This is a genomic window from Pauljensenia sp. 20925_1_27 (assembly GCF_041432835.1).
GTDB lineage: Bacteria > Actinomycetota > Actinomycetes > Actinomycetales > Actinomycetaceae > Pauljensenia.
This window is the reverse complement of the sequence record NZ_JAPWAH010000003.1, coordinates 178399-203573: the sequence shown is the minus strand read 5'-3', so window position 1 is coordinate 203573 and position 25175 is coordinate 178399. Positions and strand designations below refer to the sequence as shown.

At 62.7% G+C, this 25175-nt stretch carries 22 protein-coding genes, 1 tRNA gene and 1 pseudogene; 13 read left to right on the top strand and 11 right to left on the bottom strand.

What is annotated here, in order from left to right; translation table 11 throughout:
- Positions 1-84 precede the first annotated feature (84 nt).
- From O3684_RS03670 to O3684_RS03650, 5 genes are all read right to left on the bottom strand, one after another.
- Entirely contained in the window at positions 85-858 is a 774-nt protein-coding gene (locus O3684_RS03670) for an amino acid ABC transporter ATP-binding protein (protein ID WP_500062239.1), read from the bottom strand.
- On the bottom strand, positions 855-1817 hold the full coding sequence (locus O3684_RS03665; RefSeq protein WP_500065138.1) for an amino acid ABC transporter permease: 963 nt from the start codon (positions 1815-1817) through the stop codon (positions 855-857). Before O3684_RS03665 ends, O3684_RS03670 begins: the two co-directional genes overlap by 4 nt.
- Before the next feature lie 7 nt (positions 1818-1824).
- Complete coding sequence (locus tag O3684_RS03660) at positions 1825-2769, bottom strand: ABC transporter substrate-binding protein (RefSeq protein ID WP_500065137.1); 945 nt, start codon at positions 2767-2769, stop codon at positions 1825-1827.
- A gap of 96 nt (positions 2770-2865) precedes the next feature.
- Complete coding sequence (locus tag O3684_RS03655) at positions 2866-3801, bottom strand: ABC transporter substrate-binding protein (protein WP_500065136.1); 936 nt, start codon at positions 3799-3801, stop codon at positions 2866-2868.
- A gap of 143 nt (positions 3802-3944) precedes the next feature.
- Positions 3945-4637: a DUF4191 domain-containing protein gene (locus tag O3684_RS03650; RefSeq protein ID WP_500065135.1), complete on the bottom strand. Its 693-nt coding sequence runs from the start codon at positions 4635-4637 to the stop codon at positions 3945-3947.
- 105 nt (positions 4638-4742) lie between these two features.
- Here O3684_RS03650 and O3684_RS03645 point away from each other — a divergent pair, with 105 nt between their 5' ends.
- Complete coding sequence (locus O3684_RS03645; protein ID WP_500065134.1) at positions 4743-6083, top strand: protein kinase domain-containing protein; 1341 nt, start codon at positions 4743-4745, stop codon at positions 6081-6083.
- Positions 6084-6147: 64 nt separating this feature from the next.
- Here O3684_RS03645 and sucB read toward each other — a convergent pair whose 3' ends face one another.
- Together sucB and lpdA are read right to left on the bottom strand one after the other, a co-directional pair.
- Positions 6148-7887: a 2-oxoglutarate dehydrogenase, E2 component, dihydrolipoamide succinyltransferase gene (sucB, locus tag O3684_RS03640; RefSeq protein WP_500065133.1), complete on the bottom strand. Its 1740-nt coding sequence runs from the start codon at positions 7885-7887 to the stop codon at positions 6148-6150.
- A 28-nt stretch (positions 7888-7915) separates the two neighbouring features.
- The gene (lpdA, locus tag O3684_RS03635) at positions 7916-9289 is read right to left on the bottom strand and encodes a dihydrolipoyl dehydrogenase (protein ID WP_500065132.1); all 1374 of its coding nucleotides are present in this window, start codon (positions 9287-9289) and stop codon (positions 7916-7918) included.
- 212 nt (positions 9290-9501) lie between these two features.
- Between lpdA and O3684_RS03630 the strand changes: the two genes are divergently transcribed.
- Positions 9502-9993 (top strand): hypothetical protein, encoded by a 492-nt coding sequence (locus tag O3684_RS03630; RefSeq protein WP_500065131.1) that lies wholly within the window; start codon positions 9502-9504, stop codon positions 9991-9993.
- 88 nt (positions 9994-10081) lie between these two features.
- Here O3684_RS03630 and O3684_RS03625 read toward each other — a convergent pair whose 3' ends face one another.
- Entirely contained in the window at positions 10082-10543 is a 462-nt protein-coding gene (locus O3684_RS03625; RefSeq protein ID WP_500065130.1) for a tRNA (cytidine(34)-2'-O)-methyltransferase, read from the bottom strand.
- Between the two features lie 5 nt (positions 10544-10548).
- A complete protein-coding gene (locus tag O3684_RS03620; protein WP_500065129.1) occupies positions 10549-11076 on the bottom strand; it encodes a YbhB/YbcL family Raf kinase inhibitor-like protein in 528 nt (175 codons plus the stop codon).
- Between the two features lie 130 nt (positions 11077-11206).
- On the opposite strand from O3684_RS03620, the gene O3684_RS03615 reads away from it, so the two are divergent.
- The 4 genes and pseudogenes from O3684_RS03615 (at position 11207) to O3684_RS03600 (ending at position 16432) form a co-directional block, all read left to right on the top strand.
- The gene (locus O3684_RS03615; RefSeq protein ID WP_500065128.1) at positions 11207-11692 is read left to right on the top strand and encodes an ImuA'/RecA-like NTPase; all 486 of its coding nucleotides are present in this window, start codon (positions 11207-11209) and stop codon (positions 11690-11692) included.
- Between the two features lie 9 nt (positions 11693-11701).
- Positions 11702-12106: pseudogene (locus O3684_RS03610) on the top strand (Y-family DNA polymerase); the annotation flags it as partial.
- Positions 12107-12310: 204 nt separating this feature from the next.
- Complete coding sequence (locus O3684_RS03605; protein WP_500065166.1) at positions 12311-13255, top strand: hypothetical protein; 945 nt, start codon at positions 12311-12313, stop codon at positions 13253-13255.
- Positions 13256-13294: 39 nt separating this feature from the next.
- On the top strand, positions 13295-16432 hold the full coding sequence (locus O3684_RS03600; protein ID WP_500065127.1) for an SNF2-related protein: 3138 nt from the start codon (positions 13295-13297) through the stop codon (positions 16430-16432).
- Here the strand turns inward: O3684_RS03600 and O3684_RS03595 are convergent.
- Positions 16429-17484: a zinc-binding dehydrogenase gene (locus O3684_RS03595; RefSeq protein ID WP_500065165.1), complete on the bottom strand. Its 1056-nt coding sequence runs from the start codon at positions 17482-17484 to the stop codon at positions 16429-16431. The two genes, O3684_RS03600 and O3684_RS03595, sit on opposite strands and share 4 nt — an antisense overlap.
- 123 nt (positions 17485-17607) lie before the next feature.
- Between O3684_RS03595 and O3684_RS03590 the strand changes: the two genes are divergently transcribed.
- Entirely contained in the window at positions 17608-20892 is a 3285-nt protein-coding gene (locus O3684_RS03590; RefSeq protein ID WP_500065125.1) for an error-prone DNA polymerase, read from the top strand.
- Here O3684_RS03590 and O3684_RS03585 read toward each other — a convergent pair.
- Positions 20889-21569, bottom strand: coding sequence for an HAD hydrolase-like protein (locus tag O3684_RS03585; protein WP_500065124.1), 681 nt, complete (start codon positions 21567-21569; stop codon positions 20889-20891). The genes O3684_RS03590 and O3684_RS03585 overlap by 4 nt on opposite strands.
- A gap of 88 nt (positions 21570-21657) precedes the next feature.
- Between O3684_RS03585 and O3684_RS03580 the strand changes: the two genes are divergently transcribed.
- From O3684_RS03580 to O3684_RS03555, 6 genes are all read left to right on the top strand, one after another.
- A complete protein-coding gene (locus O3684_RS03580; RefSeq protein WP_500065123.1) occupies positions 21658-22146 on the top strand; it encodes a MarR family winged helix-turn-helix transcriptional regulator in 489 nt (162 codons plus the stop codon).
- A 78-nt stretch (positions 22147-22224) separates the two neighbouring features.
- Positions 22225-22311, top strand: a tRNA-Leu gene (locus tag O3684_RS03575).
- 71 nt (positions 22312-22382) lie between these two features.
- Complete coding sequence (locus O3684_RS03570; protein WP_500065163.1) at positions 22383-23054, top strand: DsbA family oxidoreductase; 672 nt, start codon at positions 22383-22385, stop codon at positions 23052-23054.
- Positions 23051-23542: a pyrophosphohydrolase domain-containing protein gene (locus O3684_RS03565; RefSeq protein ID WP_500065122.1), complete on the top strand. Its 492-nt coding sequence runs from the start codon at positions 23051-23053 to the stop codon at positions 23540-23542. The genes O3684_RS03570 and O3684_RS03565 overlap by 4 nt, the downstream gene beginning before the upstream one ends.
- A gap of 95 nt (positions 23543-23637) precedes the next feature.
- Positions 23638-24735: an NAD(P)/FAD-dependent oxidoreductase gene (locus O3684_RS03560; protein WP_500065121.1), complete on the top strand. Its 1098-nt coding sequence runs from the start codon at positions 23638-23640 to the stop codon at positions 24733-24735.
- 33 nt (positions 24736-24768) lie between these two features.
- Positions 24769-25080 (top strand): DNA primase, encoded by a 312-nt coding sequence (locus tag O3684_RS03555; RefSeq protein WP_500062257.1) that lies wholly within the window; start codon positions 24769-24771, stop codon positions 25078-25080.
- Positions 25081-25175: the final 95 nt, after the last annotated feature.

The window sequence follows — 25175 nt, the reverse complement described above, 5'->3', positions numbered from 1 at the left end:
ACTTCTCCATCCCCTCGTTAGGTGCCGCGGGGACGACAAAGGCCGGGACTGGGAAAACCCAGCCCCGGCCTCGTCGAATGAGGATCAGAGCACCTTGGAGAAGAACTCCTTGGTACGCTCCGACTGTGGGTTGTCGATGACCTCGGCGGGAGCTCCGGCCTCGACGATCACGCCGCCGTCCATAAAAACGACCTGATCGGCGACCTCGCGGGCGAACCCGATTTCGTGGGTAACGACCGCCATCGTCATGCCGGAGGCGGCCAGATCCTGCATGACCTGGAGAACTTCACCGACGAGTTCGGGATCAAGCGCGGACGTGGGCTCGTCGAAGAGCATGATCTCCGGATCCATCGCCAGCGCGCGGGCAATCGCCACACGCTGCTGCTGGCCACCCGAGAGCTCGGCGGGGTAGTGGTCCGCACGATCGGCCAGGCCCACGCGATCGAGGAGCTCGAGTGCCTGCGTGCGCGCCTCACTCTTCGAGCGCTTGAGAACCTGAATCGGGGCCTCCATGACGTTTTCGAGTGCCGTCTTGTGCGGGAAGAGATTGAAGCGCTGGAACACCATGCCGATACGGGAACGCTGGGCCGCGATCTCCTTATCGTGACGCTCATGTAGCACACCGTGGTCGTCTTCGCGGTAGCCGAGCAACTCGCCGTCGACGAACACGCGACCGGCACTAATGTCCTCAAGCATGTTCAGGCAACGCAGGAGCGTCGACTTGCCGGAGCCCGAGGGACCGAGGATCACGCATACCTCGCCGGGAGCGATATCCAAATCAATACCCCGCAGGACGTGCAGGTCGCCGAAGAACTTGTGGACTCCGCGCACGGAGACCATGGGCGTCGTGGTCGTCATGGTGTCACATCCAGAAACTTGAGCTTAGTGGTGTGCGTCTCGTCCTCGCTGTCGGCCTTCGAGGACTCGGTGGGGGATTCCGCAGCCGCATTATCGCGGCGTTCGAAACCCTTGCCATAGTACTTTTCGATAAAGGACTGAATCCACATCAGGAGGCTCGTGATCACGAGGTACCAGATTGCCGCGGCGATGAGGAGGGGCACAGGCGCAAACGTCGCCTGGCCACGCTGACGCGCAATGAACGTGAGCTCGAGGGTGAAGGGAATCGCCGACACCAAAGAGGTCGTCTTGAGCATCGAAATCGTCTCATTGCCGATCGGCGGGACAATCACGCGCATCGCCTGCGGCAGGATGATGCGGCGGAAGATCGTTCCGCGCGGCATGCCCAGAGCGGTCGCAGCCTCCCACTGGCCCTTCGAGACGCTCAACAGACCAGCGCGCATGATCTCAGCGAGGTAGGCACCCTCGTTGAGGCCCAGGCCGATGAAGGCCATCCAGAAAGGGGTGAAATAGGTGGCCGTATCAAAGCTCAGCTCCCAGCCCCACAGCGAACCGAGGAACGGCACGCCGAAAGACAGCGTCGGGTACAGCGTGGGCAGCAGCGACCAGAAAATCAGCTGCGTGTAGATAGGTGTTCCGCGGAAGAACCAGATGTAGGCCATCGCCACCCAGCGTAGGACTGGGTTCACGGACTGACGCATAATCGCCATCGTGATCGCGAGCACGGTGCCGACCACCATTGCGAGGACCGTCAGAATGATCGTGAAGAGCACGCCCTGCATGATCGAACGCGAGAACAGCCACTGGAAGACGACCTGCCACTGGAAGTTTGCGTTCGTGATGAGAGCGTGGGCGGCCATCGCTGCGAGAATCGCGGCGACGATTGCGCTCGCCCACCTCCCCGGGCGGGGGACCGGTTTCGCGTCGATCAGCTCGACGCCGTCTTTGATGATTGCCATGAGAGCCTCAGTCGTTCGTCGCCGGGTTCAGCTCGGCGGTGGTCAGGGCTGCGTCCTGAGCGCCATAGGTGGACAGGATGTCCTTGAGGTAGCCGTTGTCCATCAGGTATTGCATGGCCTTCTGGACGGCCTGTGTCAGTTGTTCGTCGTTCTTGCTCAGGGCCACGCCCTGCGGTGCGGATTCGATGACGTCGCCGACCTGCTCGATCTTGCCGCTCGAGAGATTTGCGGTGTAGCCGATGACCGTCGAGTCAGCAAAGGTTGCGTCGTACTGGCCGCCGATGACCTTCGTGGTGATATCGGTCTGCAGGTCGTGCGGCATGATCGTGATCTTGTCCTTGCCGTCGGCTACGCACTTGTCCGACAGTTCGGTTGCGTAGTCTTCCTGCGCGGTACCGGTCTGCACGCCGATCGTCTTGCCGCAGGGGTTGGTCGGATCGAAGTTCTTCGGGTTGCCCGCAGCGACGCCGTAGGCGGAGCCCACCTGGACGTAGGAGATCAGGTTTGCCTGCTCCTCACGCTCGGAGGTGATCGTGAAGGACGAGATGCCGACGTCGAACTTGGTGCCGAGCGCCGGGATGATCGTCGGGAACTCCGCGTGGCTGGTCGTTCCCTCACTGAGGCCCATAACCTTGGCCAGTGCCTTGTTGATGTCGACGTCGTATCCCTGAGGAGTCTGCGAGTCATCACCGAGGAATTCGGCGGGGGCATAATCGGCAGACGCACCATTTCGCAGCGTGCCGCGCGCCTTCACCTCGTCTGGAACCAGGGCAGCGATCTCGTCAACGGTCGGAATCTTCGACACGTCGTACGAGGTCGTGGCTGCGGTGGTTGCCGATGTGTCCGAGCCGCTGGTCGACGAGCTGGTCGACGTCGGATCCGCGCAGGCTGCGAGAGGGAGTGCAGCGGCAGCTGCGAATGCGATGAGGGCGTGTGCCTTCGAGATGGTCATGATCTGCCTTCCGATGGGAGTGGGCCAAGGCCCGTGATTGCTACCATTATGCACCCATATGCATATAAATGCATATTATGCGTAGTGTGTCACGAGTCAGTTGACGCTGGGGTTCAGCTCTGCTGTTGTGAGAGCGGCATTATCGGCGCCGTAGGTGGCCAGGATGTCTGTCAGGTAGTCGTTGTCCATCAGGTACTGCATGGCCTTCTGGACTGCTTCGGTGAGCTGAGCATCGTCCTTTGCGACCGCAATGCCCTGAGGTGCAGATTCGAAGGTGTCGCCGAGCTGTTCGATCTTGCCGCCCGACTGGGCGCTCGTGTAGCCAATGACGGTAGAGTCGGCGAGCGTTGCGTCATACTGTCCACCAATGAGCTTGGTGGCAATGTCAGTCTGAAGCTCGTGGGGCATGACAGTGATCTTGCTCTTTCCTGCTGCGACGCATTCGTCAGAGAGGGTGGCGGCGTATTCCTCCTGGGCTGTTCCAGTCTGAACGGCAATCGTCGTCCCGCACGGATCGCTGGGGTTGAAGTTCTTCGGGTTGCCGGCAGCGACGCCCCATGCGGATCCAACGTTGAGGTAGGACACCATGTTGACCTGCTGTTCCCGATCGGTTGTGATGGTGAAAGACGAAATGCCGACATCAAACTTGGTCCCGAGGGCGGGGATGATCGTTGGGAACTCGGAGTGCTTAGTCTCCCCGCTACTGAGGCCCATGACCTTCGCGAGCGCCTTATTGATATCGATGTCGTAGCCGATCGGCGTCTGCCCGTCGGTGTCCATGAACTCTGCAGGGGCGTAACCGGTCGAGGCTCCATTGCGCAGGGTGCCCCGCTTTTTGACATCGTCTGGGACCAGTGCTGCGATCTCGTCGACTGTGGGAATCGAGGAAACATCGTATGACGTCGTGCTCGATGCGGTCGCCGTCGTTGTCGCACCTCCCGAGCCCGTGCTCGTTGTTGGGTCCGCGCACGCTGTCAGGGCTGTCGCGGCACCGGCTATGGCGAGTGTGGCGAAAATTGTCTTCGTATGCATGATTATGTTCCTCGGTATCCGTACGTCAGTGAAACTGTGTGCTCAATATGCAAGCACATGCATAGTATGCATTATGTGATCGTCTCGGATAGTGGATACACAAGTGGGCAAGCACTCAGTGCTTGCCCACTTGGAACAGTTGCTCAGTTGCCCCGCAGTGCACGGCGCGACGGCTTGGCGCGGAGTGGATCGATCCCCTTCGGGATCGGCGGCTCGCCCGAGCGCAGAGCGTTGATGCGTGCGGAAACCTGGGGGACCTCTTCGGGGGTCAGGACGTTCTTAAGTTTACGCAGCTCGCGCTGGAGATCCTTGAGAGCGATCTGACCATCCTCGCGTCCCACCTGAATCTGATGAACCGGAACGTTGCGCATCACCTTGGTCACTCGCTTTGCTTCCGCTTGCAGAAGCGGACGAACGCGCGAGGCGGGACCCTCGGAGATGAGAACAACTCCGGCGCGTCCAACGATGCGCCAAACAAGATCCCGCTCGCGGGTAAACGCAATAGGCTGCTCGGGGATGACCCAGCCCCGCTGGATTTGGGACAGGGCGACCTTGACGGCTCCCGCAGTATCTTCGACCTGTGAGAACAGAGCCCGGCGCGCTAGGAAGCTCAGAAGGGCAAGAGCTGCGGTGAACGAGCCCATGAGGCCAACGACAAGCCAGCCAATCCACGAGGTATTGGACAGCCAGGCCACCAGCATGAAGATAGCGATCACCACAGCGGCTGTTCCGAGAAGCATCCACGGGAGCGCAGGGTATGTGCGTGCGGTCAGGCGGTACGCATCGAGGATGTTCTGATAGAAGCGCCTCTTAGCGGGGGGATTCGATTCACTCATAGGGTCATTATTCTACGCGGAGAAGATAAGTAAAAGCGCTCGCGTCCGACCAGGTACTTTATAAAATGAGTTGCATCACATTATGCGGATTTGGACAATGGGAACATGAAAATCGGCGGATATGACATTGGGCAGGTCTTTCACATTGGGAGCAATGGTCCATTGTGGAGGACGCGCACCGACGCAGGCGATGCATTAGTCGCGCTACGCTCCCCTCGAGAGGGGGAGCACAACCTTGCGCGTTGGAAAGCGTGGGCATCCATCAGCTCGCGCCATGTCGTTACCCTGCGCGATGTCGTGCGCTCGGATGACGGCCGGTGGGCAATCGTCGAAGACTATGTGCGCGGACGAACTCTCGATTCTGAACTCGGTTCGGCTGACCTCCGCCCGATCGCAACACGGCGTCAGATCGTCCACGGGATCGCGGCTGGCGTCAGCGCGTTACACGCCGCCGGAATCGCGCACGGGGACCTCACGCCAACGAACATCATCATCACCCCTGAAGGTCGAGCCGTCATCATCGACCTCATCGATGAAATCGGTGACGGCGAAGGGACCCCCGGGTGGAGTCTCGAGACATCAGGGATGGCGGGAGACCGACAGTGTCTCCGTCAGATCGCCACACTCCTGAACATGGACGAAGAGCTGGAGCTTTTAGGTTTCTCTGACTCGTCGTCATGGCACGCAGATGCGACCCCGACGGTTACCGAAGCGGATGAGCACATCATCTTGCGCGAGCCCGTCGATCCCGAACGCATCATCGCTCAACTGCGGGCTGCTGCACTGCGCGAAGACACAGTAACTGAATATGACGAGGGTGACTTCTCGCAGGATATGCGTCACCGCAGCGGCGCGAGGCGAATTGGGAGACGGTGGCGGGTGGGTATTCTCGTCGGTGGCCTCGTTGTGATCATGGCAGGTCTGGCCATCATTGCGTATGGGACGTGGCGCGAGACCTCACAGGCCAGAGGTAGCGCACCCGGCACACAATCGTCGGGCCCGGAGACTTCCTCGCCCGCCCCATCCAGTATGTGTGAACCGGCTGCCCTCACCGATCTCATTAGTCGTGCAATCGCGACGCGTGATCGTGCCGTTGTGGACGGTGACGCCTCTGCTCTCGACTCGGTACTCGGGGGCGAACTACTCGAGCAGGACACGACCCGAATCGACACGATGCGCTCGCAAGGTGTTCGCGTCGCGGCCCTCTCTTCGACGATTGACAATGTCGCTGTGCTCTCCTGTGAGCAGGGAGCAATCGATGTGGGTGCAACACTCACCGTCCAGTCATCTCAGGTGTGCCGCGCGGATGAATGTGAAAACCGCGATATACCGGAAGCAACAGATCTCGTTATCCGCGTTGATCCCGTGTCCGGCAAAGTTGTCAAAGCGCAACCGGTCACTGCAGACGATGGACAGAGCGATACGGCACCGGGTTCTGCCGGGTAGCGTCACATACTGATGGGGTGGGCCTGCCACGCAGACCCACCCCATCACGGGTGATAAGCGGTGATCAGAGACCCAGGTCGGCCTCGAACGCGCCTTCCTCGAGACGCTTCTTCACATCCATCAGGAAGCGAGAGGCGTCCGCACCGTCCACCAGGCGGTGGTCGTAGGACAGCGACAGGTACACCATCGAGCGAATCGCGATGACGTCACCACCATCGGCGCCCTTCATGACCACGGGGCGCTTCACGATCGTGCCAACACCCATGATCGCAGTCTCCGGCATGTTGAGGACCGGGGTGTCGAAGAGGGCACCGCCCGAACCGGTGTTCGTCACAGTGAACGTGGAACCGGACAGCTCATCCGGGCCAATCTTCGAGTCGCGGGTGCGGGCAGCCAGATCGTTGATCGATGCTGCGATACCAGCGATGTCCTTGTCACCGGCGTTCTTGATGACGGGAACCAGCAGACCGCGCGGCGTGTCAACGGCGATACCCACGTGCTCGTGATCGAAGTACGTGACCTCCTTGTCGTTGATGGTCGCGTTGATCTTCGGGTGGTAGGCGAGAGCTTCCGTTGCAGCCTTGACAAAGAAGGGCAGGAACGTCAGCTTCGTGCCGTGCTTGGCCAGGAAGGCGTCCTTGGAGCGCGCACGAAGAGCGGCGACCTTGGTGACGTCAACCTCAATGACCGTGGTCAGCTGAGCGGCAGTCTGCAGCGACTCGACCATGCGGCGGGCGATCGTCTGACGCAGACGCGACATCTTCTCGGTCGTGCCGCGCAGCGGCGAGGGCTCACGGACGACTGCAGGCTGCGTGGCGGCCGGAGCTGACGGCGCGGCGGGAGCCGCGGGCGCTGCAACTGCGGCGCGGGCAGCAGCAGCGGCAGCCTCGATGTCTTCGCGACGGATGCGGCCACCGACACCGGTGCCCGATACTGTTGTCAGATCGACGCCGAGCTCGCGAGCAAGCTTGCGCACGATGGGCGTGACGTACGCGGAGCCGGTTACGGCGACGGGGGCCTCGACGACCGGGGCAGCCGACGCCGTCTGTGCCAGAGTCGAGGCATTCGGGAACGGATCCACCGGCGCAGCCGGGGCTGCCGGGGCCGCAGGAGCTGCCGGTGCAGCGGGAGCAGCGGGAGCAGCAGGAGCAGCGGGAGCAGCAGGCGCTGCCGGTGCAGCAGGTGCCGCAGGAGCTGCAGCCTCTGCTGCCGACGCGGCGGTCGGGGCCGACGACGAGATAATCGCGACGACCGTTCCGACCTCGACGGTCTCATCCTCGGGAACACGAATCTCCGCGAGGAAACCGGCCACGGGGGAGGGAACCTCCGAGTCAACCTTGTCCGTCGACACCTCGAGCAGCGGCTCGTCGGCGTCAACGGCATCGCCCACGGACTTCAGCCACGTGGTGACGGTGCCCTCGGTGACGGATTCGCCCAGAGCAGGCATACGCACCTCGGTACCCTGCGCGGGAGCCGCAGCGGGCGCCGACGCAGCCGACGCAGCCGGGGCAGCCGGAGCCTCGACGGGGGCGGCAGCAGGGGCGGCGGGGGCAGCCGAGGCCTCGGAAGCGTCGCCGATGCGCGCGATTTCGGTGCCGACCTCGACGGTCTCGTCCTCGGGGACCAGGATCTCCAGCAGGACGCCGGCGACGGGGGAGGGGACCTCAGAGTCGACCTTGTCCGTGGACACCTCAACGATGGGCTCGTCGAGCTCGACGGTATCGCCGACCTGCTTCAGCCACGTGGTGACGGTGCCCTCGGTGACGGATTCGCCCAGCGCGGGCATGGTCACTGAAGTTGCCATTGTGTGTTCTCCTATTAAAAAATTTCGGTCAGTTGTGGACGTGGAGCGGCTTGCCGGCCAGTGCCATAGCCGCTTCACCAATCGACTCGTTCTGGCTGGGGTGCGCGTGGATCAGGGAAGCGACGTCGGAGGGGTACGCCTCCCAGTTCACCATGAGCTCGCCCTCACCAATCTGTTCGCCGATGCGTGCGCCGATGCCGTGGAAGCCCACGATCGGACCGCCCTCAAACGAGACCAGCTTGATGATGCCCGATGTGGCCAGGATAGACGACTTTCCGTTTCCGGCGAGGTTGTACTCGACCGTACGCACCTGGTCGCCATACTTTTCACGCGCCTGCTTTTCGGTCATGCCGACAGAGGCGATCTCCGGCTCGCAGAAGGTCACGCGCGGGATGTTGATATCCGCCTGCATCGTCGGGTTCAGGCCGGCGATTTCCTCGGCGACGAAGATGCCCTGCATGAAGCCGCGGTGAGCGAGCTGGAGGCCGGGGACGATGTCGCCAACCGCGTAGATGTTGCCAACGCCGGTGTGCAGGCGGTCGTTGGTGATCACGAAGCCGCGGTCCAGTGTGATTCCAGCCTGCTCGTAGCCCAGGCCCTCGGTGACGGGGCCGCGGCCGACGGCGACCAGGAGGACGTCAGCGTCGAAAGCCTTACCATCTTCGGTTTGAACGTGAACGCCCTGCTCATTCTGCGTGGCCGAGGCAAAACGGGTGTTCGTGTGGAACTTGATGCCGCGCTTGCGGTAGGCGCGCTCAAGCTGTTTGGAGATGGCCTCGTCCTCATTGTTGGCGAGGTGGGGCAGGGCTTCGATGATCGTGACCTCAGCGCCGAAGCTACGCCACACGGAGGCAAACTCGAGGCCGATGACGCCGCCGCCGAGAATCACGACGGAGGAGGGAACCCAATCCATCTGGAGCGCCTGATCGGAGGAAATGACGCGGCCGCCGATCTCGAGGCCGGGAATCGAACGCGAGTAGGAGCCGGTGGCCAGAACGATGTTGCGGCCGGTGATGCGCTGGCCGCCTACTTCGATGGTGTTCGCATCAGCGAGGCGACCCCAGCCGGAGATGACCTCGACGTCACGGGACTTGAGCAGACCCTGCAGACCCTTGTAGAGGCCGGAGATGACAGAGTCGCGGTACTTGCCGACCTGAGCCATGTCGATACCGTTAAAGGTGGAGGCCACGCCGAACTTGGCAGACTCGCGAACGGCGTCGGCGGTCTCTGCGGCGTGCAGGTACGCCTTCGTGGGAATGCAACCGCGATGCAGGCAGGTGCCGCCCACCTTGTCGCCGTCGATGAGGGCGACCTTCATTCCGAGCTGTGCAGCGCGCAGGGCGGTCGCGTAGCCACCGGAACCCGCACCCAGAATGACGATGTCGTAGGTCGATTCGCTCAAGGTTTAAAACTCCTCGTTGATGAGCCGGAGCTCAGATGGTTGTTTTCATGGCGGGCCTCACGGTCCTTATAGGCCTATTGTCCCACGTTTGGGCAATACTGTCTTGAAGCTCGGTGTTTCATCCCGGTGTATCAGGCCACATGACACCCTGTTGTTGAGGATGCTTCGTTGATGCGATGCAGGGCGTCCACGGTCTCGGTAGGATCGGTAACGTGCATGGACATGACGCAACGAACGAGACTGTCGGTGCGCGCGATCAGCGCCCGCCGTCGCTTGGACTTGGCCGCATTATCATCGCTTTGTTTTGGCTCCTGGGAGCCTGGATTTTTGTGACGGCTATTCTCGATCTCTTTCATGCCCAGGGCCAGCCCTGGGGGCCACGAATCGTTGCACTCCTTGCTGGCGTCGACTACCTCATTGCTGCGACGGCTTTGACGCACAACGGACGACGCATGCGTCTGGTCGGCTGGGTGACGATTGCACTATCGATCGCTATCCCGATTATTTTGTGGGTTGCGTCGCTCGGTCTCGATGAACTCAATTCCGCACGCTCCGCATGGACCGGTTTTGGCGTGGACTTCTATTACTTACCTCTTGTCGTCTCAGTTGTCGGCCTGGTGTGGATGTGGCGTTCGAATCCGCGCAGGATCGTCTCCCTCGCGGAGCAGGTGGAGCGCCCTTCCGCCCCGTGGAGGGCTAGCTGAGCCACCGCCTCGCAGGGGTTGCCCGCAGCAAGCGAGGCCCGGCGGATTCATCCGACCTGGGCCTCGCTTCTTTTATGTCCATTGAGGGCTAGATGCCTCCTGGGAAGCCGAGCTGACGCCACGCCTCGTACAGGACGATCGACGCGGAGTTCGCCAGGTTGAGGGAACGGACGCCGTCAACCATCTGGATACGCACGCGGTCTGCGACGCGGGGATGATTCATCGCTTCCTCGGAGAGACCGACTGACTCGCGACCAAAAAGGAGGCCGTCGCCATCGGTATAGGAGATGTCGGCGTACATGGTGGTGGCGTGTCCTGTGAGCGCCCAGATACGTCCCGGCACCTGAGCGAGAGCCTCGTCCAGGCTCTCGTGCACCATGACGTGCGCGAGATCGTGGTAATCCAAGCCGGCGCGACGAAGCTTCGCGTCGTCCATGTCAAAGCCCAGCGGCTTGACCAGGTGCAGCATTGATCCGGTACATGCCGACAGACGGATCGCAGCACCCGTATTCCCGGGGATTTCCGGCTCCCAAAAAATAATGTGCAGCATAATCCTCAGGCCTGGTGAGTAACGGTCAGGGTCGCGCGCGCGATGATGTGCTCAAGCGCCACAAACGAGGCCATGGCTGGAGTCGCATCGTCATCGAGCCCGAGCGAATCCGTATCAAGGGCGTGCACCGCGAATACGTAGCGATGCGGGCGGTCGCCAACCGGGGGAGCGGCCCCGAAGTATGAGGCTTCACCCGCATCACCGCGCAGGTGGAAAGCCGGACCGTCCAGCATGAGATCGGAGGCTCCCGCCCCCGCCTCCAGGTGAGTCATCGATGCGGGGATATCGAGGATAGCCCAGTGCCACCATCCCGAGGGGATCGGGGCGTCCGGGTCGAAGCAGGTCAGCATGAAGCTTGCTGTTTCCTCCGGGAAGCCATGCCACGCGAGATCCGGAGAAAGGGAACCTGCGTCGGCTGTCGCTGACTCGGGCATCGGCGCACCATCGGTAAGAACGCTCGATGTCAGTGTGAATGTGGGGACGTCCAGGCCTTCGTAGGGGCTGGGGGCAGGTGGGCGCTGGTCGATGTTCATGCCTTCTCCTTTTCGCGGTGCCTCCATTGTGACCTATGTGCGCTCGATCGGCGTTCGGGACGCAGATGTGTGAGCGCGGTTCTACACTTCCCCTATCGAACACGTGTTCTATTGTTGGAAGGGGGGAGTGATGACCAACGCGCACGCACGGCTGCTCGCGGCACGCGACGTACTAAACCGCGCCGAACAGGCTGTTGGACTACGAGCACGCGACGATATTGAGCATGTGCCTGCTGGTACCTCTCTCGTCCTCCTAGGACCGACGAGCAGGTCCGAACTCATCCGTCTACTCATTGATGTGTGCCCCACCGGTGGGTGGATCGGTGTGTGTGGAGTTGGCGATATCGGTTGGGAGTGGGCGGCTCAGCAGGGGATGAACCTCGACCGTGTTCTCGTCTTAAATGCGGAGAAAGAACACCAGGTGGGCGATCTGTGCGCCCTTCTGGTGGATGCCTGCGATGTCATCTGCCTCGATATACCTGAATTATCCCGACCGCACCAGCGAAACCTGGCGGCGCGTGCCCGCTCAATGGGACGCACAATCGTGACGCTTTCTCCCTGGCAGGGGCTTTCTCGCACCCCCGCGCCACATCGACGAATGCGGCTGGTGGTCTAGGTGCGTGACATGGTGGTGTGGGTGCCCGACTGGCCGGTCCACTGCCTCGTGGTTGACCTGCCGCCGGGTGGGGCCGGGGCCGTCGTGCATGCTGAACGCATCCAGGTAGCCAGCGCGGCGGCTCGGCGGGCTGGCGTCAGGAGCGGCATGAGCGTACGGGAGGCGACTTTTTTATGCCCCGACCTCCTCTGTCTGCCTCGCGATCCCGATCGCGAGGCCAGGGCATTTAGCGCGGTTATTGACGCCTTCGACTCAGTAGCGGCTGGGGTTCAGTGCATGCGTCCGGGCCTGGCCAGGTGTCGGGTGCGGGGCCCGGCTCGTTGGTACGGAAGCGAAGAGGCCGCCGCCTCGGCTCTGGTGTCGGCGATCGAGGAGGCTGTCGGAGTCGAATGCTTCGTCGGCATTGCAGACGGTCCGGTTGCGTCCCTGAAAGCGGCGCGTGAGGGACGTATCGTTCCTCCCGAGGAAACCCAATCATTCCTGGGACACATACCGTTACGCGAGGTTCTTCGCTCTGTTTCTCCCGCAATGGGCAGCAGAGCATCGAATACTGTCGAGCTCTTGCAAGGCCTAGGGGTCCATACCTGCGCGGATTTTCTTAGCCTTGGTCGCGGTCGCGTGTGTGAGCGTTTCGGGGACGTTGGCGACGCGCTCTGGATCCTTGCATCTGGAGGCGAACACACCGGTGCTTCGGCTGATCGTATCCAGCCTGACATTGCGGTGCAGTGCGATATTGATGCCGGTGGAGAATCCATCGACACGATGATGGTTCCCATTCAGCGCATTGCACGAAAACTGTCGCACAAGTTGGCGCAGGGTGGGCTCGTCTCGCAGACGCTGCGCATTGACGTAGAAGACGCAGGGGGCGGGCAACGCACTCGCACGTGGAGCGGATGCGATCTGTGGGCTCCCGATGATGTCGCGCTTCGCGTTCGATGGACGCTGGCGGGATGGACGTCTGGCGTCGATGGTCCCAGTGGTGCTGTAGCCAGCATCCGCGTCACCGCATGCGATCCCCGGGAGGGACAGGGTGCGACCGCACTGTGGGGACGAGGAGACCGCGAGCGCGACGTATCGCGCAGTGTCGTGCGCATCCAGGGTATGGCGGGGCCGGATGCGCTCCTCGTTCCGCGGGTGCAGGGTGGTTATGATCCTCGTAGTCGCGTGGTAATGGCCAGATGGGGCAGTGAGCCTCGCCTGCGTTCGTGTGAGGGGGCGTGGGAGGGGCGCATTGCTCAGCCTCCGGCGACGCTTTTTGACGAGCCCGTACGCGTGAGGGTGGTGAGTGCTTCGGGTGTGTTCGATGACGTGCGTGTTGATCATCGGGGAGCCTTGAGCGCGACACCCGCCTATGTCGTCGAAGCCCACGACCCGACACTGTCCACGCCCGGGAGGGGGCGACGCATCGCGGTCGTGCGCGTGGTGGGTCCCTGGCCGGTGTGGGGACGTTGGTGGGCCGAGGAGCGCCCGCGCGCCTACATGAGGGTGTTGCTTGAGGATGGCCGGGATGCGCTCCTTGTTTGGCAGGGAGGGGAGTGGGCGATGGAAGGAGTGACCCAGTGAGCCGGTGACGGGCGCTGGTGCGTGCCGTAGACTGAAAGGATGGTATCGCTGTCGCTGAGTGAAACGCTGGCCTCGCTGTCGGATGACGATGTGATGGCCCTCGTCGGCCCGGCGACGTGGGCAAACGGTCTGCGTTTGGCACGCAGCGGTGCGGTGCGTGAATTTTCTTGGGATGAGGTCGACGAGCGAGCTGAGGCGCGTATCAAAGAGGCGGGGCTGACGTATCGTGTGCGTGTCGAACAGGGGGTGCTGCGTCCATCGCTCTCATGCGCATGCCCGCTTCGAGGCGACTGCCCGCATGCGGTTGCCGCGCTTATCGTCGGACGTGAGGATGCCCGCGAGAAGCGTCGCACTGTGCCCGAATGGAGCCGGGTTCTTGAGCAGATGCTGGGAGCAGATCGCGACCATCTGGGCGATCCCTTGGCCCTCGTTGTTGATGCCCATAATCCCGGCGTCGAGCCGTCTCTCGTTCCTCTTCGCCGTGGCTCCTCGTCGGCGTGGACGACGAAGCGCGCCTCGTGGCTCGATCTGACGGCAACCCAGTGGGCGTCGGTGACCGATGGTCTTGATCCGACGCATGTCTCGCTGATGCGCGAGGGCTACCGCCTGTCTCGAGAGTCGCGTTCGTGGCATTCGCGTACGGAAGTGACGCTCAGCTCGCTGGGAGAGCATGCATACGCGTGGCTGGCGCGCTTGGTGCGAGCTGGGGTGGAGCTGTATGCGTCGCCCGAGGCGCGCGACCGGGTGGTGCTGTCTCATACGACGTGGGATGCGGACATCGATGTGCGCGCTGACGATGGCGGCCTTGACGTCAGAGTTGTTGCGCGTAACGGAGATGACGTGGTGACCAGGCCTCGCATCGACCGCGATGCGGGTGTTCTACTGCTCGATGGAGGGCGGACGATTGCGCGCATCGAGGGGCTGGCGACCCTCGACGGCTTTCCTCTCGATCGCGCTGTGCATATTCCCTCGGCGGACGTCGCTGAGTTTCGAGGATCGTGGCTGCCGGCGCTTCTGCGGCGTTTTTCGATGGCGTCCTCCGACGGGAGTTTCGACGCGCAGGCGCGGCCGGATGTCTCCCTCGTTGGCACGGTGCGCCGCGATGGAGAGTCTGTTGCTGTGCGTTGGTGGGCGGAGTATGAGCAGGGCGCGTCGCGCTCGCGCACTCCTGTGGCCCACTGTATGAAGGACGAGGCCGTGGCGCAGATTGTGCGCCGCGTCGAGTCGTGGGGGAGTGTACCGGATGCGGATCTGTGGACGCCCCCACCGCGTACGGGGCACCTGTCGCCGTGGCAAGTCCCTGCTTTCTTGGAACAGATCGTTAGCGCCGAGGGGCCAGATGGCCTCGTGTGGGATGTTGCGGAGGATGTACGCGCGATTGATGTGCGAGAAGACGGCTGTGACGTCGAGCTAAGCATCGATCCTGCCCAGCGCGACTGGTTCGACCTGAATGTGCGGTTGCGCTTGGGCACCGTCACGATCAGTGTGCGCGAGGCGCTTGAGGCACTAGCCAGCGGTCAGGACTATGTCGAGGTGGAGGGCGTGTGGGTGCGCCTGGACGGGGAACGCATTCGTTCTTTGGCCACCCTCTTGGAGGAGGCTCGTACGCTGTCGGGCTGGGATGGTGAGGAAATGAGGCTCACTCCCATGCAAGTCGGAATGGTCGATCTGGTTGCCGCCGCATCCGACCACGTGAGGTTGAGCGACGCCTGGAGAACGCGCATCGCCCCGCTGCGCGGCGGCTCGGGGGATGAAGGTTTGCCTCCTGTGCCGTCCCTGAGCAAGATCCTGCGCCCGTACCAGCGTCGTGGACACGCGTGGTTGACGGCTCGGCTGGCGCGGGGAATCGGTGGGATCTTGGCCGATGATATGGGCCTGGGCAAGACTGTTCAGATTCTCTCTGCCGTGGCCGCCCTACACGCGCAGGCGCCTGCGGGCGAAAGAACCCCAGTGCTTGTCGTCGCGCCGACGTCCGTTGTTGGTGTCTGGACCGATCAGGCCCGCACTTTTACGCCGCATCTGCGCGTGCGCGTCGTGCGCGAAACCGCCGCGCGCCGAGGAACGACGATTGCGCAGGAGGTCGAGGAAGCCGACGTCGTTGTCACCTCCTACACGCTGGCGCGCTTGGAGGGTGAACAATGGAAGGACGTGCGTCTCGGTGGTGTCATCATCGACGAGGCGCAGGCAGTGAAGAACCCCCGCACCGCGACGTACCGCGTCCTTCGCGACCTCGAGGCACCGTGGAAGCTGGCGGTGTCTGGCACGCCGATTGAGAATTCGCTGTCAGACCTGTGGTCATTGCTTTCTTTGACGTGCCCGGGGCTCTTGCCCCCGTGGGAGACATTCCAGCAGCGGGTGCGTAAGCCCATTGAAAATGGTGCGGATCCGGCACTGCTCGCGCGTTTGACGGCCTATGTTTCCCCCTTTGTTCTACGCCGTACGAAGGAGGAAGTTGCACCCGATCTGCCCGACAAGATCGTTGACATCGTGCGCGTTGACCTGGGTAAGGAACACCGTCATATCTACGACCAATACCTGGCCCGCGAGCGCGCGCGGATCCTCGATCTCTTGCGCGATGTGGATGCGAACAGGATGAGCGTGTTGGCGTCGATCACGAGGCTGCGCCAGCTTGCGCTCGACCCGGCCCTCGTTGAGTCCTCGTACGCGCACGTTGGCTCGGCGAAAATTGAATACCTGGCTGATCGCCTGGACGAGATCGTGCCGTTGGGCCATCAGGCGCTCGTGTTTAGCCAGTTCACCTCATTCCTGGAACGTATTCGCCACGTGCTGGAGCGTCGTGGAATCTCCGTCGTACAGCTTGATGGATCGACGCGTGGTCGCGCTGAGGTCATCGAGCAGTTCCGCTCGGGGCGCGCCCAGGTCTTCCTGATCTCACTCAAGGCTGGCGGCTCGGGGCTGACCCTCACCGAAGCCGACTATGTGTACGTCATGGATCCGTGGTGGAACCCAGCCGCCGAGGAACAGGCGATTGATCGCGCGCACCGCATCGGCCAGACGAAGAAAGTGAACGTCTATCGCATGGTTGCCACGGACACGATTGAAGCGAAGGTCGTGGAGCTTCAGGACCGCAAACGCCAGCTGATTTCCTCGGTGATGAACGGGACGGGAACTGGTGCCCGCCTCAGCGAGGCGGATCTGCGCGGTCTTCTTGATTAACGGCCGACCACGCCGGCCGGTCGTACGGCGATCTTCAGCCCGGCGCGCGTGCGCACCGCTTCGAGGGCCGTACCTACGTCGGACAGTGCAAACTCGTGCGTGATGAGCTGCGAGAGGTCGATGCTCCCGGTTGACAGCATCTCGACGGCACTCGCGTAGTCGTCAAGGGTCGCGTTGGCACTGCCGCTGACGGTCAGTTCGCGATAGTGAACGAGGTTCGGATCGATCTGCGCCATGGCTCCGACGGGGAAGCCGGCGAAGAATGAAATATGGCCGCCGATACGCGCACACTGGATGGCAACGGGGACGAGGCCGGGGTCTCCGACGGCGACGATCACGACGTCTGCTCCCATACCGTCGGTCCATTCCCGAACCTCGTGCGCGAGGTCGTCGCCTTGAGATGTCGTCGTGATCTCGGCGCCCATCGTGCGGGCCGGTTCGAGGCGCGCCGCTCGACCGCATGCCATGACGCGGGCTCCGGCACGCACCGCGAGCGCGCAGTGGATGAGGCCGATCGGGCCGGTTCCCAGCACGAGAACTCGGGAGTCGGCTCCGATTGGCAGTCGGGTTGTGGCGCGCAGGCAGCACGAGAGCGGCTCAGCCAGCGCCAGGAGGGGCGGGGCGATTTCGCGAGCGACGGGCGTCATGCATGCGAGGGCCTCTTCGGGGACAAGAATGAGGTCTGCGAGCCCTCCGTCCACGCCCGTTCCGAAGAGGCGCATGTGCGCACACACGTTGGAACGGCCACTGACACACGCGTCGCAGTGTCCGCAGGTGATCTCCGGCGCGAGACCGACCTGTGTGCCTGGAGCGGGAACGTCGACTCCTGCCCTCAGCTGGTCTCCAATGCGCCATACCCGCGCGGCAATCTCATGCCCGAGGACCACACCCGGGGTCACCCCGTTCGTCTTTTGTCCCGTCGCGATGCGCAGATCGGTGCCACACAGGGTTGTTGTTTCAACGGCGAGAAGAACGTCTCGAGGACCGAGCGCTGGGATAGGACGTTTCTCGAGAGTGAGTGCGCCAGGGGAGCGAAGCGACGCTGCGAGCATGAAATCCATGGTCCCAGCATACGGTTTGTGACCATAAACGTGGCCCCTCTTCGATACGCATGCGTATGCGTGCATGCAGGGAGCCTCCGACACAGTCGAACACCTGTTCGATATAATGGGTGTGTGACCACGGAGCAACGCTACGCAGAACTGCACGCGCACAGCGCTTTCACCTTCCTGGAAGGGACCGACGAACCCGCGCAGATGGTGGCCGAAGCTGCGCGTCTGGGTCTTGATGCCCTGGCAATTCTCGACGTCGATGGCATGTATTCGACGGTTCAGACGACCATGGCTGCTCGAGACTCCGGCCTGCCGATCGTGTACGGAGCCGAGCTGACACTCACACCAGACGCACTCAGGGGAATCGTTCCGGGCACGCACGCTCCGGGGTGGGGGCTTGCTCCCGGCTCTGACGATCCGGGAATACGCCTGCCCATTTTGGCGGCGAGTCCCACCGGGTACACCAACCTGGTGGGGGCCATGAGTGAGCGGGCCCTATCCGCGCCGGGGGAGCGAAATCCCCGCCACAGCCTCGTTGACCTGAGCGTGGCCGGCGGGGACCTCCTCGTACTCACGGGAGGCAGGCGCGGTCCGCTCATGCGTGCGCTGCGCGCCGGTGGCGTGCCCCACGCGCGCCGCGTCCTGGATGAACTCGCGGACACGTTTGGGCGCGACCAGATTCTCGTTGAATGGCAGGCCGCGCGCGGGGACGAGGACGAGGTCGGAGACACGCTTGCGGACCTCGCGCACGCAAGTGGAACGCGACTCGTCGCCACGACCGGCGCGCGCATGTCCCCCCCTTCGAAGCAAGCGCTCGGCGACATCCTTGCGGCCACCCGACTGGGACTCTCCCTCGACGAGGCGCAAGCGCACCTGGGCGCTCATCGTTCCTTCCTGCGCTCACCCTCCGAGATGGCGAGGCTGCACGGCGCTCACCCGCAAGCCCTTGATAATGCCTGCGACGTCGCAGCCTCCTGCGCTTTCGACCTGCGCCTCGTCGCTCCGCGATTGCCCCGCACCCGAGTTCCCGACGGGCATACACCGGACAGCTGGCTCGCACACTGTGCCTACGAGGGTGCCCGCGAGCGCTATGGGACGCGCGCGCAACACCCTCGGGCGTGGGAAACGATCGATCACGAACTGGACATTATCGAACGACTCGGCTTTGCCGGTTACTTTCTGATCGTCAAAGAGATCGTCGACTTTTGCGGCCGCAACGGCATCCTGTGCCAGGGACGAGGGAGCGCCGCCAATTCAGCGGTGTGCTACTGCCTCGGGATCACGGCAGTGGACGCAGTGCGCCACAACCTGCTCTTCGAGCGGTTTTTGTCGGACGCCCGTTCGGGGCCTCCCGATATCGACGTCGACATCGAGGCGTGCCGCCGCGAAGAGGTCATCCAATACGTCTACGACACGTTTGGAAGGGATCGCGCAGCCCAGGTAGCCAACGTCATCACGTATCGCTCGCGCTCGGCGATCCGCGATGTCGCGCGCGCCCTTGGATACCCTATCGGTACAGCCACGGCCTGGTCCCAGGGCAGGGGAGAGCCGCCAGCCCTTGTGAGTAATGCTGCCGCAGCGCTCGCGCGTCTGCCTCGGCACATGGGGATCCATTCGGGAGGCATGGTGCTCACCGATCAACCGGTCTCACACATCTGCCCGGTGGGGTGGGCCGCAATGCCGGGACGCAGCGTCCTCCAGTGGGATAAAGAGGACTGTGCGGATGCGGGCCTTGTCAAGTTCGACCTGCTCTCGCTCGGCATGCTCACGGCGTTGCGCGTCGCTTTCGACGAGCTCCAGGCGGGCGACGTGCATCCGGGAAATCCCGCACATCAGCATCTGCGCGGCTGGGCGTCGCGAGCGGTGCACGGGAGGGGAGACAAGCCACTGGGGCTGCACACTCTTCCGGAGGAGGATCCGCGGGTCTACGACCTGCTGTGCGCAGCCGACACGGTCGGCGTCTTTCAGGTGGAGTCGCGCGCGCAGATGAACACGCTTCCCCGTCTCAAACCGCGGTGCTTCTACGACATTGTCGTGGAGGTGGCTCTCATACGCCCCGGTCCGATCCAGGGGCGCTCGGTCAACCCCTACCTGCGGCGGCGAGCGGGACGCGAGGAGGTCACCTACCTGCACCCACTCCTTGAGCCGGCTCTGCGTCAGACATTGGGCGTGCCGCTCTTTCAGGAGCAGCTCATGCGCATCGCGACGGATGCCGCAGGTTTTTCGGGCGCGCGGGCCGATCAGCTACGTCGTGCAATGGGTGCGAAGCGCAGCCCGGAGCGCATGGAAGCCCTCAAAGGAGACCTCATGGCTGGGATGGAAGAACGAGGGATTGATGCCCCGACGCGTGAGCGCATCTTCGAGCAGCTCAAGGGGTTCGCGGACTTTGGATTCCCAGAATCGCATTCTTTTTCGTTCGCGCACATTGTATACGCCTCATCCTGGCTGAAGGTGCACGCGCCGGAGCACTTTTATGCCGCGATTCTGGCGTCCCAGCCGATGGGTTTCTATTCTCCTGCGACTCTTGTGCAGGATGCCCGCAGGCACGGCGTACGCGTGGCTGGCCCATCGGTGAACGATTCGCTCGTCGATGCCAGCGTGCAGCGCGTGGGGAAGCAAGCGGGGGAGGATTACCATGCGGGACGATCGGAGCGCCTTCCTTCTCGGGGCCTCGTCCCCCTCGATGTTGATTCAGCCCTCGCGGTGCGCATTGGTCTATCTCAGATACGAGGCCTGGGCGCGGCTGCCGCACGCATCGTTGAAGCGAGGAGCGAGGGAGCGTTCACCAGCCAGGCGGATGTGGCCCAGCGTGCGCACGTGAGCGCCTCCGACATGGAAAAACTTGCGATGGCGGGAGCATTCGAATGCCTGGGAGTAGGCAGGCGCGAAGGGGCGTGGGCAGCTGGGGCGCTCGCACAGCCTTACGCACACGCCGGCCAGTGGCAGCCGTTTCTTCCCGGCACGGAAGTGGGTTCCATCGTCCCCACGCTCCCCTCCCTCTCGGAAGTGGAACGCATGCGATCGGACGTCGCCTCGACGGGCCTGACTCCAGGGACGCACCCTTTCGCGTACATGCGTTCCGCGTTACCTGAGGGGGTCTTGCGGATGGGCGATCTCGGGCAGCACTTGGCCGGACGTATCGTCAATGTTGCGGGAGTCATCACCCACCGGCAGCGCCCTCACACAGGCGGCGGGGTCACGTTCCTCTCCCTCGAAGACGAGACCGGCCTCGTCAACGTCTCTGTGTCGGTGGGAGCATGGAAAAAGTTCCGGCGCGTGTGCCTGGAGTCGAGCGCACTGCTCGTGGGCGGAACGCTCGAGTGGGGAGACGGCGCGATCAGCTTACAAGCCTTCAGGATCACACCGGTCGAGCTCCCCATCGAAGTAAAGTCCCGAGACTTTCGTTAGCGTCCGGCCTGGGACACTGTCCTGGCCACCCCATCGAGGATAAACGCGCGCAGGTCTTCGACCGTCTCGCACACAGCGTCCGCCTCGTCGAGACCATCCTCGGTCGCATACCCCCAGCCAACGCCGATGACCGGGATGCCAGCCTCCTGGGCACCTCGAACATCCCAGATGGAGTCTCCCACGATGACGGGGTGAGAGATGTCAGCCCCCAGGGCCTCCAGACGCGTCAGGGCCTCGCGAATGACGGTCGCCTTACTCGAGGACGGATCGGGAGTAGCTCCCGCGACCACGTCGAAGACGCTGGTCAGTCCCAGGTGTTCCATCTGCGCCAAAGCCATCGGCGTCTGCTTCGACGTCGCGGTGGCCAGCGGAATGCCTGCGTCGTGAAGGTCGTGAAGCAGGTCGATAACCCCGGGGAATGGCTCGGGATCGAGATAGTGAGCAACGTACCGGTGACGATAGCCCGCAACAAGATCGGATAGTTGCTGCCCTTCGTAACCCAGGTCACCAAAAGAGTGCCACAGTGGCGGGCCCACATAGGAGCGAAGACGCTGCTCGTCGGGGATCGGCAAACCGCAGTCTGACAGTGTGTCACGGAAAGCACTGATGACGGCCGGTGCGGAATCGACAATCGTTCCGTCAACATCAAAAAGAACAACAGAAATGGACAAAGACACGTGGTTCCCCCGCGTTGTTGGTGCTTTCTTAGTCACTATGCCCTATTATCCCGAGAGAAGCATCCGACACGACCACGAGGAGGGAGACATGGAAACACGAGCACGACTGACGCCGATTGTTCAAGCTAATAGTGCGCGCGCTGCCGCTTGGCGAGTCTTCTTCGAGGCGTCCGGGCGCCTGCAAGGCATTCTCGAGACGCGCCTGAAGCGCACGTACGGCGTCTCTATGCCGGACTACAACATTCTGCTGGCGCTGTGGGAGGCCCCTGGCCACCGTCTGCGTATGGGGGAGCTCGCGGAGCGGGTCGTTTATTCTCCGTCTCGTGTCACCTACCTCGTCTCGAACCTCTCGCGCGACGGTTGGGTAGAGCGCATTCCGTCACAGACGGACCGACGCGGGTATGACGCGTGCCTGACGACACAGGGCATTGAAACTGTGCTTGCTGCCACAGAGCTGCATCAGCAGACCGTCAGCGAGTACCTCCTTGATGGCATGACGGACGACGATATCGACGCAATTGCAAAGGTTTTCGCGACTCTCGACTCGCGTCTGAGGAACAGCGAAAACGAATCCTAGTTTCGATTGGCGCATGTCGACCACATCGTGTTAAGCTTCTACTCGCTTGCGGATCGCAACGGTTCGCATCGCTCACCTGCGCGGGTGGCGGAATAGGCAGACGCGCTAGCTTGAGGTGCTAGTCCTCATTTTACGAGGGTGGGGGTTCAAGTCCCCCTCCGCGCACGAGATGCCCCGGGGCCGAAAGGCTCCGGGGTTTTCCATATCACCGATGAGGAGGCGCCGTGCGTATTGATATGTGGCTCGACACCTGCGATCCCTGGAGCTACCTGGGGCTGCGACACCTTCGCGCGGCTCTCGAGCAATTCGAGCACCACGACGATGTTGAGGTCTACCTGCATGCATTTCTGCTGGATCCCGAACTCGACGCCCCCGTCGACAAGCCGCGTGTCGTGGCCCTTGTTGAATCAGGTGCCGCAACACTCGAAGAGGTGCGAGAGTCCGACGAACACATGCGCGCACTTGGTGCACGCGAGGGCATTCGTTTTGACTTCGACAACCTGATCATCGCGCCGACATCTCGTGCGCACCGCGTCATTGCGGCCGCCCACGACGCGGATATTGACGAGGATACGGTGGCGGGCCCCTCCTCGTGCCAACTCAAGGTCGCCGAGGCAATCATGCGTGCCCACTTCGAAATGGGTCTCGACATCTCCCACCCGGAGGTCCTTATCGGGTGTGCCCAGGACGTCGGCATGCCCGCAGACCTTGCAGCCCTCGCCGTTGAAGACGAAGAGTGGGCCTCTCGTGTCTATTCGGACTTCCAAATGGCGATGCACATGGGTGTCGCTACCGTCCCAACCTACGTCTTCGATGCCCAGTTCCTCGTCGATGGACCTCAGACCACGACCGCATTCACAAACATCCTGGCCACCGCCTGGGAACAATCTCGAAAGGATCACGCATGAGCGAGCAGAGCGCCACCGCCTCGAACACGACTGGGGGAGCGCCCAGCCCGATGGATCTCGTCATGGAGTTCCACCGCACCTACTCCGTGCCGATTCGTTCCTTCGACGATCCGACGCTGTCCTACGATCGCCTTGACCTGCGCATGAGCCTCATTGCCGAAGAATTCGCTGAGCTCGTTGGCGCCGTGTACGGCAAGCGTGCCCGCGCCATTATCGAGGCGGCAACCGCCGCGGCCGCTGGCGCTGATGACGGGCAGCGCGATGTTATCGAGGCTGCGGATGCCCTCGCGGACCTCGTCTACGTTATTTTCGGGATGGCGATTGAATCAGGAATGGATCTGGATTCGGTGCTGGCCGAGGTGCAGGCCTCGAACCTGTCGAAGCTGATGCCCGACGGATCTGTCAAGCTCCGTGAGGACGGGAAAGTCCTCAAGGGCCCCAACTTCTTCCCGCCGAATATCGCACGTGGACTCGGGATCGACGACTAGGAGGACCCGTTCAACGCGGACTAAAGTCCCTACCACGCGCATTCGTGCCCGTCAGGTGACACAATAGACGCGGTCCACTCATAAGGAGGAAAGACATGGCACGCGTCGCAGTCATCGGCGGAGGTTACGGAGGCGTCACAGTCGCTAAGGGGCTCGATCCCCTCGCGGACGTTGTTCTCATCGAACAGAAGGACCAGTTCGTCCACCACGCGGCCGCGCTGCGTGCGGCGGTTGATACCGTCTGGGAACACGCTATCTTCATGCCCTACACGAATCTCCTGAGCCGCGGCGAGGTCGTACGTGGTACGGTTTCGCGCGTTGATGGCACGACCGTCCACGTCTTCGGGCATGACCCGATCGAGGCCGACTACGTTGTCTTCGCCACCGGTTCCACCTACCCCTTCCCGGCGAAGTATTCCTCGTACCGTTCCTCCGTTGCCAAGGCACGCCTTGAGCAGCTGCACGAGAACCTGAGCCGCGCTCGCTCCGTCATGATCGTCGGTGGCGGCACTGTCGGCATCGAGCTGACCGGCGAGCTTGCCAACGCCTTTCCGGGCCTCGACATCACGATCGTCGAAGCCTCGGATCAGATCCTGGGTACCCCCGGCTACACGGACGCGCTACGTGATGAGATCAGCGAGCAGCTGGCCACGCTCGGCGTGCGTGTCGTCACCGGCTCTGAACTTGCCTACCTGCCGCCGCAGAACGTCGGCGACCTGGGCCACTTCATGGTGCAGACCAAGAACGGCGATGTCATCGAGGCGGACCTGTGGTTCCAGTGCTACGGCGCACGCGCTAACACGGGCTTCCTGATCGGCTCCGACTACGAGTCCGTCATGAACCCGAACGGCACCATCCGCGTGGATGCCACCATGCAGGTCGTCGACCACCCGAACGTCTACGCCGTGGGTGACCTGACCGACGTGCGCGAATCTAAGCGCGCTGATGCAGCACGCCAGCAGGCGCGCGTCGTCATCGCCAACATCACCGCCCAGATCGAGGGCGAGACACCCGACGCCCTGTATGAGCCGACCAAGGAATGGGTGATCCTGCCCCTCGGACCGAACATGGGAGCTTCCCAGCTGCTCGACGCTGACGGCCAGACCCGTATCTTGGGTGCCGATCAGACCGCCGAGATCAAGGGAACCGATCTCATGGTGTCCGTTATCCGTTCGCAGCTCAACCTTCCCTGATAAAGTGCGCCGTCTCACGGTAGAATGAGTGCCATGACTGGAGATCCTCGCCGCGCGCTGACGCGCTTGCTGAACGCCTTCGAGAACCACTTCGACATCGCCCGCGATGGAGACGAGGCCGACGACGCCGCGCTCGAAGCAGCCGAGTTGGCGCTGCGCGACGCGTTCTTCACCTACGACGACATTCTGTTCACTCAGCTCGGGGTCGAGTTGCCGTTCGACATCCTCGATGATTCCGATGAGGATGACGAGGACGATGACTCGGATTACGAGGACGACGACTCCGACTTCGGGAATGACGACGACGATGAGGATGATGACGATTTCATCGAAGTTGACGACTGAGTAGCGTCCCGGATGCTCAAATAGACGGGTGGGGCCCGAACCATGCGGTTCGGGCCCCACCCGCATATGCAGTTCACATGACGGCGTGTTCTCGT